We start from the raw sequence: 14,305 nt of genomic DNA, 5'->3' as shown, positions 1-14,305 counted from the left end.
ATGCTGCTGATCGAATGCCCATGGTGCGGGCCACGCGCCGAAACCGAATTTTCTTGTGGCGGCGAAGCGGATATTGCACGTCCGCTCGACACCGACAAGCTCACCGACAAGGAATGGGGCGACTACCTGTTCATGCGCAAGAATCCGCGCGGCGTGCACCGTGAGCAATGGCTGCACACGCAAGGATGCCGCCGCTGGTTCAAGGCGCAGCGCGACACGGTGAGCTACGAGATCCAGGGCTACGAGACGTTCGAACGTCCGTTGCTCGCACTGGATAGCAACGAAGCTAACGCACAAGACAAGGCACACGAGGGTAAGGCACCATGAGCCAGAAAGACCGACTCCCCAGCGGCGGGCGCATCAACCGCGCAATCGTACTGAATTTCACGTTCAACGGCCGCAAGTTTCAGGGCTATCAGGGCGACACGCTCGCGTCAGCGCTGCTCGCGAACGGTGAGCACTTCGTGGCGCGCAGCTGGAAGTACCACCGGCCGCGCGGCATCGTGACGGCGGGTGTGGAAGAGCCGAATGCAGTCGTGCAACTCGAAACCGGCGCGTACACGGTGCCGAACGCGCGTGCGACCGAAGTGGAGTTGTACCAGGGGCTCGTCGCGACCAGTGTGAACGCGAAGCCGAGCATCGAGAAAGACCGCATGGCCGTCAACCAGAAGTTTGCGCGCTTCATCCCGGCGGGCTTCTACTACAAGACCTTCATGTGGCCACGCAAGTTCTGGCCGAAGTATGAAGAAGTAATCCGTGACGCGGCCGGCCTCGGCAAGGCGCCCGAGCAAACCGATGCGGACCGCTACGACAAGTGTTTTGCGCATTGCGACGTGCTGGTGGTCGGCGGTGGCCCGACGGGTCTGGCGGCGGCGCATGCGGCGGCATTGTCGGGCGCGCGCGTGACGCTGATCGACGATCAGCCGGAACTCGGCGGCTCGCTGTTGTCGTGCCGCGCAGAGATCGACGGCAAACCGGCGCTGCAATGGGTCCACAAGATCGAGGACGAACTGCGGCAGATGCCCGACGTGAAGATCTTGAGCCGCAGCACGGCTTTCGGTTACCAGGACCATAACCTTGTCACCGTCACGCAGCGGCTCACCGAGCATCTGCCGGTGTCGCAGAGAAAGGGCACACGCGAGCTGATGTGGAAGATTCGCGCGAAACGCGTGATTCTCGCAACCGGCGCGCATGAGCGGCCGATCGTGTTCGGCAACAACGATCTGCCGGGCGTGATGCTGGCTTCGGCGGTGTCGACGTACCTGCATCGCTATGCAGTGTTGCCCGGACGCAATGCCGTGGTGTTCACGAACAACGACGACGGTTATCAATGCGCGCTCGATCTGAAAGCCGCGGGCGCCCAGGTGACGGTTGTCGATCCGCGGGCGGGGGAATCGAAGGGTACGCTGCCCGCGCTCGCCCGGCGCTACGGCGTCAAGGTGATGAACGGTGTGGCCGTTACGGCCGCGCACGGCAAACTTCGCGTGTCGTCGGTCGACGTAGCGTCGTATTCGAAAGGACAGGTCGGTGCGAAGCAGAGCGAGTTGCCCTGCGATCTGCTCGCCATGTCCGGCGGCTGGAGCCCCGTGCTGCACCTGTTCGCGCAATCGGGCGGCAAGGCGCACTGGCATGACGACAAGGCCTGCTTCGTGCCGGGCAAGGCGATGCAGGCCGAGACGAGCATCGGCGCGTGTGCCGGCGACTTCACGCTGGGACAGGGCATCCGTTTCGCGGTCGACGCCGGGGTCGAGGCGGCGCGTGCGGCCGGCTACATCGTTACCCGGCCGACTCCGGTGCAGGTGACGGAGATTACCGAAACGAAGATGCAACCGCTGTGGCTCGTCGGTGGCCGCGAACTCGCCACGCGCGGGCCGAAGCAGTTCGTCGATTTCCAGAACGACGTCTCAGCGGCCGATATTTTCCTCGCGGCGCGCGAAGGCTTCGAATCCGTCGAACACGTAAAGCGTTATACGGCGATGGGCTTCGGCACCGATCAGGGCAAGCTCGGCAACATCAACGGCATGGCGATTCTCGCGCAGGCGCTCGGCAAGACGATTCCCGAAACAGGCACGACGACGTTCCGTCCGAACTACACGCCGGTGACGTTCGGCACGTTTGCCGGCCGTGAGCTGGGTGAGTTTCTCGATCCGGTGCGCAAGACGGCGGTGCACGAATGGCATGTGGAAAACGGCGCGGCATTCGAGGACGTCGGCAACTGGAAGCGCCCCTGGTATTTCGCGAAGCCGGGCGAGGATATGCACGCCGCTGTCGCGCGTGAGTCGCTGGCGGTGCGCACGCGCGTCGGCATTCTCGATGCTTCGACGCTCGGCAAGATCGACATTCAAGGCCCTGATTCGGCGAAGCTGCTGAACTGGGTCTATACGAATCCGTGGAGCAAGCTGGAAGTCGGCAAGTGCCGTTATGGCCTGATGCTCGACGAAAACGGCATGATTTTCGACGACGGCGTGACCGTGCGTCTCGCCGACCAGCACTACATGATGACGACCACCACGGGCGGCGCGGCACGCGTGCTCACGTGGCTCGAACGCTGGCTGCAAACCGAGTGGCCGGACATGCGCGTGCGGCTCGCTTCCGTGACGGATCACTGGGCCACGTTCGCCGTGGTCGGTCCGAACAGCCGCAAGGTCTTGCAGAAGGTGTGCCACGACATCGACTTTGCGAATGCGGCGTTCCCGTTCATGAGTTATCGCGAAGGCACCGTGGCAGGCGCGGCGTCGCGCGTCATGCGGATCAGCTTCTCGGGCGAGCTCGCCTATGAAGTGAACGTGCCCGCGAACGTAGGGCGCGCGGTGTGGGAAGCGCTAATGGCCGCGGGCGCGGAATACGACATCACGCCGTATGGCACGGAAACCATGCACGTGCTGCGTGCGGAGAAGGGCTACATCATCGTCGGTCAGGATACGGACGGCTCGATGACACCGTACGACCTCGGCATGGGCGGGCTGGTCGCGAAGTCGAAAGACTTTCTCGGCAAGCGTTCATTGACGCGAACGGACACCGCGAAAGCAGGGCGCAAGCAACTGGTCGGGCTGCTCGCGGACGATCCGTCGTTCGTGATTCCCGAAGGCTCGCAGATCGTCGCCGGACCGTTCCAGGGCGACACCGCGCCGATGCTCGGCCACGTCACGTCGAGCTATTACAGCCCGATTCTGAAGCGCTCGATTGCGATGGCGGTGGTGAAGGGCGGTCTCGACAAGATCGGCGAAACGGTCACGATTCCGCTCGCGAGCGGCAAGCAGATTGCAGCCAAGGTCACCAGTTCGGTGTTCTACGACAGCGAAGGAGCACGTCAACATGTGGAATGAAACGAGAGGTACGGTGTCGGCGGTGGATCGCGCTGTCAGCAAGCAAACGGGCGTGTGGCAGGAGTCGCCGCTGGTGGGGACGGATGCATTGCTGAAGAAGCATCAGGCGACGGCCTCGGCGGCGTTCCGCTTGAGCGAGCGGCCGTTTCTGGAGCTGGTAAACGTGCGCGGCGATACACGCGATGCCGCGTTCATGAAGGCCATGGAGAGTGTGATCGGCTGCCGTCCGCCGGAGAAAGCGAACACCGTCGCCCGAGGTAATGGCTACGACATGTTGTGGCTCGGGCCGGACGAATGGCTGGTGCGCTCCGCTACGGCGCACGACGCAACCCGCACCGCGCCGTTGCAGGCGAAGCTCGGCGCGGCATTTGCGGGCGTGTTCGCGTCGGCGGTGGATATCGGCAGCGGCTATACGGTGCTCGAAATCGACGGCACGCGTACGCGTGAAGTGCTGGCGCGCGGTTGCCCGCTCGATCTGCACCCCAAGCTGTTCGGCGAAGGGCAGTGCGCACAGAGCCACTACTTCAAGGCATCCATGACGTTGTTGCCCACGGGGGCGGACAGTTTCGATATCGTCGTGCGCCGCAGTTTTGCGGACTACTTCGTCAAGATGATGCTCGACGCGGCCGAGCCGCTGATGTCGTGACATGCGGCGAGCGGTGTCCTGCTGAGGCACCGCTCGCGGCTTTCCCGGCCGCCGACTGACATGACGTCGACCCGTCTAGCCACCGCGCGCCTCACCGAACGCGCGTGCCATCAAGGCGATGCCCATGCCGCGCTAGCGCTGCTCGATCAGAGCATTGTGTTGCGGCACCGGCGCATCGCGCTGATCCGCTATCTCCTCGCGCAGCAACTCGGCGCGCCGCTTCAACCGCGGCATCACGAATACGTTGAAAAAATAGCCGCCCGTTTGAGTGCGGATGCGCTCGCGCGTATTGCCGGCGCCGCGCGTGCGCGGTTGCGATCATAAGTTACTAGAAATAAGGCGCCGAAATAAGGCCCCCGAACGGCCGGAACGACGACTCCGTTCCATCCCCATGACGTATTTCTTCTATGTGGCGGATTTATGTCGGCGTCTACTGAATTGCACTGACCGGAACGTCCACGCGGCACCCGTCGCACACGCCACATCAACAAGGGAATGACATGTCTACCGCTTTTCAGACTCGCGCGAGCGCAGCCGCCAGACTCGAGCGACTGCCGTTCTCCGGATATCACCGGACCATTTTCATCATCATCGCGCTCGCGTTCTTTTTCGACTCGATCGATCTCGGCACGATGACCTTCGTGCTCGGCTCGATCAAGAGCGAATTTCATCTGTCGACCGCGACGGCGGGACTGGTCGCGAGCGCGAGCTTCTTCGGCATGGTGATCGGCGCGGCCGTTGCCGGATTGCTGGCCGATCGCTTCGGACGGCGCCCTGTGTTTCAGTGGAGCATGGTGTTGTGGGGGCTCGCATCGTATCTCTGTTCGACCGCGCAGAGTGTCGAGGCGCTGATTTTCTATCGCGTGCTGCTGGGCATCGGTATGGGCATGGAATTTCCGATTGCGCAGGCGCTGTTGTCCGAATTCGTGCCGGCAGCGTCACGCGGACGTTTGATCGCACTGATGGACGGCTTCTGGCCGCTCGGGTTCATCACGGCGGGCGTGGTGTCGTATTTCGTCTTGCCCGCGTTCGGGTGGCGCACGGAGTTCGCGTTGCTGGCGATTCCCTCCGTGTTCGTGCTGATCGTGCGTCGCGTCGTGCCGGAATCGCCGCGCTGGCTGGAACATCGCGGACGCCTCGCCGAAGCGGACACGATTCTCGCCGAAGTCGAAGTGAAGGTGATGAAGGCGGCCGGCCTGAGCCAGTTGCCGGCGCCGGTGATGCTGCAGGAACCGCCGGCCGCGAAAGGCGCGGGTGCGTTCCGCGAGATCTGGAGCATCGCGTATCGACGCCGCACGATCATGGTGTGGACGCTGTGGTTTTTCGCATTGCTCGGATTTTATGGGTTGACGTCGTGGCTCGGCGCGTTGATGCAGCAAGCGGGCTTTGCGGTGACGAAATCGGTGCTGTATACCGTGCTGATTTCGCTCGGCGGGATTCCGGGATTCGTCTGCGCAGCGTGGCTCATCGAACGTTGGGGACGCAAGCCGACCTGTATCGCGTCGCTGGCCGGCAGCGCGGTGATGGCCTATGTCTACGGACAAACCGCGCTGCACGCACAAACGCCGACGCTGTTGATCTGCGCCGGACTCGCCATGCAGTTCTTTATGTTTGCGATGTGGGCGGCGCTGTACACCTACACCCCTGAACTTTATGGCACGGGAGCACGGGCTACAGGGTCAGGCTTTGCCTCGGCGATTGGCCGCGTGGGTTCGTTGATCGGCCCGTACGTGGTGGGTGTCGTGCTGCCGGTGTTCGGCCAGGGTGGTGTGTTTTCGCTTGGCGCGATGTGTTTCGTGATCGCGGCCGCGGCGGTGTGGATCATGGGGATCGAGACGCGTGGGCTGGCGCTGGAGACTTTGGTGTCCGAGGCGGTTGAATCGGACGCGCATGGGGCGTTGAGTCCTGCGCGTGAATGAGTGCTTGCTGGGCACGAAGAAAAAGGCCGCGACTGGTTCGCGGCCTTAAGCGTCCTTCTACTGCTGCTGTGCCGGAAAAGACCCACGCTAGAGGATCGGCTGATCGAGCGGCATGCTCGGCGTGTCAGTTTTTTTTGCTGCGCTCAGATAGTGAATGAATTCATCTGTCGGAGCGCACGCTTACCATTCCGAGCGCAATTCCTTCTGACGTTCGAGGCTAGCGGATTCTTTGTCCGTCCGCACTCCGAAAACGTCGGCCTTGATTTCCCGCTTCCGCGAAGCCGCGCCATTCGCCACAAAGTAAGGCGTCTCTACCCGCGCCAGCGCTGCCCGCCCACGAATCCGATCCGCGATCTTCTCCGCAAGCATGATCGTCGGCGCGTTCAGATTGCCTGTTGTGATCAGCGGCATGATCGATGCGTCGACCACGCGCAGTGCTTCCATGCCGTGCACGCGCCCTTCGTTATCCACCACAGCCATATCGTCATAGCCCATCTTGCACGAGCACGATGGATGAAACGCGGTTTCCGCACGCATCCGCACGAAAGAGTCGAGTTGCTCGTCCGTGGTCAACTCCGCGCCCGGATTCAGCTCTCGGCCGCGATAGCGATCCAAAGCCGGCTGGCGCATGATCTCGCGCGTAATGCGGATGCCGTCACGGAATTCGCGCCAGTCGAGCGGATCGGCCATGTAGTTGAACAGGATGCTCGGATGCGCGCCCGGATCGCGCGACGTGAGCTTCACACGGCCACGGCTCGGCGAACGCATCGAACCGACATGCGCCTGAAAGCCGTGCATTTTGATGGCGTTAGACCCGTTGTAGTTAATCGCGACGGGCAGGAAGTGATACTGGATGTTGGGCCACAGATCATCGTCGCGGGTGCGGATGAAACCGCCCGCTTCGAACTGGTTGCTTGCACCAATGCCCGTGCCGTTAAGCATCCATTCAAGTCCGATGGCAGGTTGATTCCACCATTGCAACGCCGGATACAACGAGACCGGCTCCTTGCATTCGTACTGGATATACATCTCCAGATGGTCCTGCAGATTTTCGCCCACACCCGGCAGATCGTGCACGAGCGGCACGTCGAGTTCACGCAACCACGTCGAGCGGCCGACGCCTGAGCGTTGCAGCAATTGCGGCGAAGCAATCGCGCCACTGCACACCAGCACTTCACGGCGTGCATGCACAGTCACCGCGTTGCCATGATGCAGATACGCGACGCCAATCGCGCGCTTGCCCGAGAACAGCACGCGATCGGTCACGGCATGCGTGACGATGGTCAGATTCGGGCGGCTCTTCGCGCGATCCAGATAGCCGCGCGCGGTGCTGGCGCGCCGGCCGTTCGCCGTGACTGTGCGATCCATCGGACCGAAGCCTTCCTGCTGATAGCCGTTCAGGTCGTCGGTACGCGGGAAGCCTGCCTGGACGCCGGCCTCGACCATCGCGGCGAACAAGGGATTGTTGCCGGGCTTGCTCGTTGTCACATGCACCGGGCCGTCGCCGCCGTGATACGCGTTGGCGCCCACATCGCGCGTTTCAGCTTTGCGGAAGTAGGGCAGGCAATCCAGATAGGTCCAGTTTTCCAGCCCTTGACGCGTTGCCCAGCCGTCGTAATCGAGCGCATTGCCGCGGATGTAGCACATGCCGTTGATCAGCGACGACCCGCCGAGCCCCTTGCCACGTCCGCATTCCATGCGGCGGTTGTTCATATGCGGCTCGGGATCGGTTTCGTACGCCCAGTTATATCGCCGCCCCTGCAACGGATAGGCGAGTGCCGCCGGCATCTGCGTGCGGAAATCGAAACGGTAGTCGGGGCCGCCTGCTTCGAGAAGCAGCACGGTCACGTCCGCGTCTTCGGTCAGACGCGAGGCGAGCACGTTGCCCGCCGAACCGGCGCCGACGATGATGTAGTCGTATTCGTTCGAAGCCATCGCCGCTTCTCCTTAGAACACGGGTTGATACGGGCCGAGCTCGACCTGCACGGATTTGATGCGCGTGTAGTGTTCGAGCGTGGTGATGCCGTTTTCCCGGCCGACGCCCGATTGCTTGTAGCCGCCCACTGGCATTTCCGCGGGCGACTCGCCCCAGGTGTTGATCCAGCAGATACCCGCTTCGAGCCGATGAATCACACGATGCGCACGCGCCAGGTTCTCGGTCACGACACCCGCGGCGAGACCGTAGGCGGTGTGGTTGGCACGCGAGATCGCTTCGTCTTCGTCGTCGAACACGAGGATGCTCATTACGGGGCCGAAGATTTCTTCGCGCACGATACGCATATCGTCATGGCAAGCGGTGAAAACCGTTGGCTCGACATACTGGCCGTTGCCGAAGTGGCCTTCCGTTAGCCGCTTGCCACCGGCAACGAGCCGCGCGCCTTCCTGCACACCGCTTTCGATGTAGCCGAGCACTTTCTGCAATTGCGCGGCGCTGACCAGCGGACCGAAGTTGGTGTCGGCATCAGTCGGTGCACCGACGCGGATCCGCTTGACACGTTCCAGCACCAGCGCTTCGAACCGTTCCAGCACGCTACGCTGCACGAATACGCGGGTGCCGTTGGTGCAGACCTGACCGGAGCTGAAGAAGTTGGCGCTCATCGCGATGTCGGCGGCGCGTTCGAGGTTGGCATCGTCGAAGACGAGCAGGGGGGACTTGCCGCCCAGTTCCATCGTCACTTCTTTCAGTGACGAGGCGCCTGCGAGCGACATCACTTTCTTGCCCGTTTCCACGCCGCCCGTAAACGAAATCTTCTCGATGTCCGGATGGGCGGCAAGCATCGCTCCGACGCGTCCGTCGCCTTGTACGACGTTGAACACGCCAGCCGGTACACCGGCTTCGGTATAAATCTCAGCGAGTTTCAGCGCGGACAGTGGCGTGATTTCGCTCGGCTTGAAGATCATCGCATTGCCGGCCGCCAACGCGGGTGCCGATTTCCAGCACGCGATCTGGATCGGGTAATTCCACGCGCCGATACCTGCGCACACGCCTAGCGGTTCGCGCCGCGTATAAACAAACGACGAAGGCCGCAACGGAATCTGCTGCCCCTCGATAGCGGTGGCCAGCCCCGCGTAGTACTCGATCACGTCCGCGCCAGTGACGATATCGACAGCGCGGGTCTCCGCAATCGCCTTGCCGGTGTCGCGTGTTTCGAGCGCGGCGAGTTCGTTGTTGCGTTCCCGCAAGATATCGACCGCGCGGCGCAGAATGCGCGAGCGTTGCATTGCGGTGAGCGCGGCCCATTCGCGTTGACCGTCACGCGCGGATTGCACCGCGCGATCGACGTCGGCCGCCGAAGCCTGCTGAACCGTTGCGAGGGTTTCGCCGGTGGCGGGGTCGAGCGTATCGAAGGTCTCGCCACTGGTCGCGTCGACGTAGGCGCCACCTATATAAAGGCGTTGCGTTGCGAATACCGCCATGACTTGCTCCTTTTCTGTAAATGTCGCCGGTCTAGGTGCGTGCTTCCAGCACCAGATCGATGTATTCGTTCGCGACGCGCAGTGCGGCCTTGGTATCGAAGGGCTCACCGGACAAGGCGCCGCGCAGCCACAGTCCGTCGATCAGCGCCGCGAGACCGCCAGCCGCTCGGCGCGCCGCCGGACGCGGCAGCGCTTTCGAAAAATCCGCGCACAGATTCGAGTTCAGGCGGCGCGTGTTCACGTGCTGAAGCCGCCGGAATTGCGGCTTGTGCATGCTTTCGGACCAGAACGCGAGCCACGTTTTCATCACCGGGCCGCTGGTCTGCTCGGCGTCGAAATTCGCCGCGACGACTGCGCGGAGTTTCGAGCGCGGGTCCGCCTTCGCCGCCCGGCGCCTGCGTGACGTGGCTTGCCACAGATCGCGCAATACGTGGCGCATGGTGGCTTCCAGCAAACCGTCCTTGTCGCCGAAATAGTGACTGACGATGCCGGTGGAAATGCTCGCGCGCTGCGCCACCGTGGCGAGCGTGGCACCGGATAGACCGGCCTGGTCGATGGTCAGCAGCGTGGCGTCGATCAACTGTGCGCGGCGGATTTCGCGCATTCCAAGTTTGGGCATGGTGCCAGTGGCGGCAGGCGCAGGCAGGCCGCCCAAGTATTCGATGGGCTATGTTAGGTTTTTTATATTGAACGGTCAATCAATAAAAAACGGGTTGTATCGGCGCGGACAAGAGTTGCGCCTGGCGTGTCGGTTCCAGTCAAACCCGTGTCGTGTTCGGTACATGTCCTTTGTTTCAACGGGCGCTACGCTGGTTGAACGGCGCATCGGGCAACAACCATGCAGAGCCAGATGCGCCGCTCACGAGACATGGAGACAGACAAATGAGCAGCAATCGCGGCGTCGTGTATTTAGGGCAGGGCAAGGTGGAAGTGCAGTCGATCGACTATCCGAAGATGGTCGATCCGCGTGGCCGGTCGATCGGTCACGGCGTAATCCTGAAGGTGGTCAGCACGAATATTTGCGGTTCCGATCAGCATATGGTGCGCGGCCGCACGACCGCCGAAGTCGGCCTCGTGCTCGGCCACGAGATCACCGGCGAGGTGATCGAGATCGGCCGTGACGTTGAAACGCTCAAGATCGGCGACCTCGTGTCGGTGCCGTTCAACGTGGCCTGCGGACGCTGCCCGACCTGCAAGGCGCAGCACACCGGCGTGTGCCTGAACGTGAATCCGTCGCGCGCGGGCGGCGCTTATGGCTACGTCGACATGGGCGGCTGGATCGGCGGTCAGGCCGAGTACGTGCTGGTGCCGTACGCCGATTTCAATCTGCTGAAATTCCCCGACCGCGCTCAGGCGATGTCGAAAATCCGCGACCTCACGTGCTTGTCCGACATTCTGCCGACCGGTTATCACGGCGCGGTGATGGCGGGCGTGAAGCCCGGCGCTACCGTCTATATCGCCGGTGCGGGGCCGGTGGGAATGGCGGCCGCCGCTTCCGCGCGGCTGTTGGGCGCGGCCTGTACGATCGTCGGCGATATGAATGAGGCGCGTCTTGCGCATGCTCGCAAGATGGGTTTCCAGACCATCGACCTGTCGAAAGACGCCACGCTCGGCGAGCAGATCGAACAGATTCTAGGCAAGCCCGAAGTGGATTGCGCGGTGGACTGCGTCGGCTTCGAGGCGCACGGCCACGGCAGCAGCGGCTCGCATGAGGAAGCGCCGGCCACGGTGCTCAATTCGCTGATGGAGATCACCCGTGCCGCGGGCGCGATCGGCATTCCGGGCCTGTACGTGACGGACGATCCGGGCGCCACCGATGCCGCCGCCCGCAAAGGCAGCCTGAGCATACGCTTCGGTCTCGGCTGGGCCAAGTCGCACTCGTTCCATACCGGGCAAACGCCGGTGATGAAATACAACCACAATCTGATGCAGGCGATCCTGTGGGACCGGTTGCCGATTGCGGACATCGTGAACGTGACCGTCGTATCGCTCGACCAGGCGCCTGACGGCTACCGGCAGTTCGATGGCGGCGCGCCGAAGAAGTTTGTGATCGATCCGCACGGGCTGTTGAAAGCGGCTTGAGGCACAGCATGGCACGGGCGGGATGGTTTCTCGATCTCGCCCGAGACTGACCGCTGAGCGCTGAACGACATCACCAAAACATAACGCGTTGAATGGGAAACCGTTCAACGCGTTATGTTTTCAGGCAGTAACGTGTAGGCGAGGCGAGGCGAGCGGGTCGGATCAAGCGGCCATGACAGGCACAGCGGCCAGCGAGGGCGCCTGCTTGCGCCGTTCGCGCGTGGGCGCGGTGCCGAACGCATCGCGATAGCTCTTCGAAAAATGACAAGCCGACTGGAAGCCGCAAGCCATCGTGATATGCATGATCGACATGTCGGTCTGCAGCAGCAATTCGCGCGCGCGCCGCAAGCGCAGTGTCAGATAGTAGTGCGTCGGCGTCATGCCGAGATGTTCGCGGAACAGCCGCTGCAACTGCCGTTGCGACATGCCGGCGAGCCGCGCGAGTTCTTCGCGTGAAAGCGGCTCTTCGATATTGTTCTCCATCAGCGCGATCACTTCGAAGAGCGACTTGTTGGCCGAACCGAGCCGCGCCACCAGGGGCATTTTCTGTTGTGCGCTCGTATCGCGCACATGTTCGACGATGAACTGCTCCGCGATCTGCGTGACCCGCGCCGTGCCGACACGCGGCGCGATCAGGTTGAGCATCATGTCGAGCGGCGCGACGCCGCCTGTGCACGTGACGCGATCGCGATCGATCACGAACAGTTCTTTCAGAAAGCGCGTATCGGGAAACTCTTCCTTGAGCGCCGACATGTTCTCCCAATGAATCGCACACGCATAACCGGCCAGCAAGCCGGCACGCGCCAGCGCATAGGTGCCGGTGCACAGACTGCCGAGCACGCTGCCCGTGCGGGCGAAACGGCGCAGGGCGGACAGATGGGCGGGCGTGGTGGCGCGCTGTACATCGATACCGCCGACCACGAACACGATATCCGGCTGACCGACGCTTTCAACCGGGCTGGTGTCGACCGAGAGGCCGTTGCTCGCCGTCACCGGACCGCCTTCGGGGCTCACGATCGACCAGCGGTAAAGCGTTTGTCCTGTCAGGTAGTTCGCCATGCGGAGAACTTCGATCGCGTTGCTGAAGGCAATCATCGTGAAGTTCGGAACCGGCATGAATGCGAAATGCGACAGCGACGCCGTGCGATCGGTGGACATGGGAGGAATGATTCCTTCGAATCTGTAATGTCACGTCGCCGTGGGGAGCGGCAACTCCTGCAATTTTGAGGACTAGCGCAACTACCGTGCCATCAGGCTAAACCCTCGGTTGCGCATGAATAAAGCCGGGTAGCAAAAACAAATGGCACCAGAACGGCACCGCTGGCGTTCATGCGCGCACCCGAACTGCGCACAACGATCAGCTGCAGTGCAGCAAAAGCGCGAACGCGCGGACGACCGTTCGAAATCCGCTTTCGCCGACTTGTCGAAAAAGGACGCGGATGGCGGAAAAGGCAAAGAACACGTCTGAATTCGTAAATTGACGCGCGGGGCGAAAGTCAAGAATAGACGCAATGCAGACCGGTAGCGGCAGGGTTTCAAGGCTCGCTTTATAGGCCACTTTGAAGCCCCTTTGAAGCCCGCTTCACAGCAGCTTCCGGCCCTCCGCCAACCACCCCACGGACCTTCCATGTCGAACCCGAATCCTTTCTTCGAAGAATCGCTGGCCACGCGTGACGCGGCGGTGCGCGGCGCCATTTTGAAAGAGCTGGAGCGCCAGCAGTCGCAAGTCGAATTGATCGCGTCGGAAAACATCGTGTCGCGCGCGGTGCTCGACGCGCAGGGCTCGGTGCTGACCAACAAGTACGCGGAAGGGTATCCGGGCAAGCGCTATTACGGCGGGTGTGAATACGCCGACGTGATCGAAACGCTGGCGCTCGATCGCATCAAGCAGATCTTCAATGCGAAATTTGCCAACGTGCAGCCGCATTCCGGCGCGCAGGCGAACGGCGCCGTGATGCTGGCGCTGGTGAAACCGGGCGACACGGTACTCGGCATGTCGCTCGACGCAGGCGGCCACCTGACCCACGGCGCCAAGCCGGCGATGTCGGGTAAGTGGTTCAACGCGGTGCAATACGGCGTGAATCGCGACACGATGCTGATCGATTACGAGCAGATCGAGGAACTCGCGCAGCAACACAAACCAACACTGCTGATCGCCGGTTTCTCGGCGTATCCGCGTGCGCTGGATTTCGCACGGCTGCGCAAGATCGCCGACGGCGTGGGTGCGAAGCTGATGGTGGATATGGCGCACATTGCCGGGATTATCGCGGCGGGGCGTCATCAGAATCCGGTCGAGCATGCGCACGTTGTTACGTCGACCACGCACAAGACGTTGCGCGGTCCGCGCGGCGGCTTTGTACTGACCAACGACGAAGACATCGCCAAGAAGATCAACTCAGCCGTGTTCCCGGGCTTGCAGGGCGGCCCGCTGATGCATGTGATCGCCGGCAAGGCGGTGGCGTTCGGCGAGGCGCTGCAACCGGGCTTCAAGACCTACATCGACAACGTACTCGCCAACGCACAGGCGCTCGGCGAAGTGCTGAAAGCGGGTGGCGTGGATCTGGTGACGGGCGGCACGGACAACCATCTGCTGCTGGTCGATCTGCGCCCTAAGGGCCTCAAAGGCAATCAGGTCGAGCAGGCGCTGGAACGCGCGGGCATCACCTGCAATAAGAACGGCATTCCTTTCGACACCGAGAAGCCGACGGTCACCTCCGGCGTTCGCCTCGGCACGCCGGCGGGCACGACACGCGGCTTCGGCGTGAGCGAATTCCGCGAAGTCGGGCGGCTGATCGTCGAGGTGCTCGATGCGCTGCGTGATCACCCGGAAGGCCATGCCGCAACCGAACAACGCGTGCGCCGCGAGATTTTCGCGCTGTGCGAACGCTTTCCCATCTACTAAGCACGCCTGGAGC

General features: G+C 62.5%; 11 protein-coding genes. 7 read left to right on the top strand and 4 right to left on the bottom strand.

What is annotated here, in order from left to right:
• The 5 genes from ACOSV0_RS30155 to ACOSV0_RS30135 all read left to right on the top strand — a co-directional run bounded on the left by ACOSV0_RS30155 (position 1) and on the right by ACOSV0_RS30135 (position 5,891).
• On the top strand, positions 1-327 hold the full coding sequence (locus ACOSV0_RS30155) for a sarcosine oxidase subunit delta (RefSeq protein ID WP_434110867.1): 327 nt from the start codon (positions 1-3) through the stop codon (positions 325-327).
• Complete coding sequence (locus tag ACOSV0_RS30150) at positions 324-3,326, top strand: sarcosine oxidase subunit alpha family protein (RefSeq protein ID WP_434110865.1); 3,003 nt, start codon at positions 324-326, stop codon at positions 3,324-3,326. The genes ACOSV0_RS30155 and ACOSV0_RS30150 overlap by 4 nt, the downstream gene beginning before the upstream one ends.
• A complete protein-coding gene (locus ACOSV0_RS30145) occupies positions 3,316-3,972 on the top strand; it encodes a sarcosine oxidase subunit gamma (protein WP_434110863.1) in 657 nt (218 codons plus the stop codon). The genes ACOSV0_RS30150 and ACOSV0_RS30145 overlap by 11 nt, the downstream gene beginning before the upstream one ends.
• Positions 3,973-4,032: 60 nt before the next feature.
• Entirely contained in the window at positions 4,033-4,296 is a 264-nt protein-coding gene (locus ACOSV0_RS30140) for a hypothetical protein (protein ID WP_434110861.1), read from the top strand.
• Positions 4,297-4,472: 176 nt separating this feature from the next.
• Positions 4,473-5,891, top strand: coding sequence for an MFS transporter (locus ACOSV0_RS30135; protein ID WP_434110859.1), 1,419 nt, complete (start codon positions 4,473-4,475; stop codon positions 5,889-5,891).
• 180 nt (positions 5,892-6,071) lie between these two features.
• On the opposite strand, the gene betA is transcribed toward ACOSV0_RS30135, so the two are convergent.
• From betA to betI, 3 genes are read right to left on the bottom strand one after another with little or no spacing between them, the layout of a single operon-like run.
• Positions 6,072-7,826, bottom strand: a complete 1,755-nt coding sequence (gene betA / locus ACOSV0_RS30130) for a choline dehydrogenase (protein ID WP_434110857.1) — start codon at positions 7,824-7,826, stop codon at positions 6,072-6,074.
• A 12-nt stretch (positions 7,827-7,838) separates the two neighbouring features.
• On the bottom strand, positions 7,839-9,308 hold the full coding sequence (gene betB, locus ACOSV0_RS30125) for a betaine-aldehyde dehydrogenase (protein WP_434110855.1): 1,470 nt from the start codon (positions 9,306-9,308) through the stop codon (positions 7,839-7,841).
• A 31-nt stretch (positions 9,309-9,339) separates the two neighbouring features.
• Entirely contained in the window at positions 9,340-9,927 is a 588-nt protein-coding gene (gene betI / locus ACOSV0_RS30120) for a transcriptional regulator BetI (RefSeq protein ID WP_434110853.1), read from the bottom strand.
• Between the two features lie 263 nt (positions 9,928-10,190).
• Between betI and fdhA the strand changes: the two genes are divergently transcribed.
• A complete protein-coding gene (gene fdhA / locus ACOSV0_RS30115) occupies positions 10,191-11,390 on the top strand; it encodes a formaldehyde dehydrogenase, glutathione-independent (protein ID WP_434110851.1) in 1,200 nt (399 codons plus the stop codon).
• Between the two features lie 162 nt (positions 11,391-11,552).
• Here the strand turns inward: fdhA and ACOSV0_RS30110 are convergent, their stop codons facing one another.
• Positions 11,553-12,548 (bottom strand): GlxA family transcriptional regulator, encoded by a 996-nt coding sequence (locus ACOSV0_RS30110; protein ID WP_434110849.1) that lies wholly within the window; start codon positions 12,546-12,548, stop codon positions 11,553-11,555.
• A 469-nt stretch (positions 12,549-13,017) separates the two neighbouring features.
• Between ACOSV0_RS30110 and ACOSV0_RS30105 the strand changes: the two genes are divergently transcribed.
• Complete coding sequence (locus ACOSV0_RS30105) at positions 13,018-14,292, top strand: serine hydroxymethyltransferase (protein ID WP_434110847.1); 1,275 nt, start codon at positions 13,018-13,020, stop codon at positions 14,290-14,292.
• Positions 14,293-14,305: the final 13 nt, after the last annotated feature.

This window comes from Paraburkholderia caffeinilytica (assembly GCF_051027425.1).
In the GTDB taxonomy this organism is placed as follows: domain Bacteria; phylum Pseudomonadota; class Gammaproteobacteria; order Burkholderiales; family Burkholderiaceae; genus Paraburkholderia; species Paraburkholderia caffeinilytica_A.
This window is presented reverse-complemented; position numbering and strand designations above follow the sequence as displayed.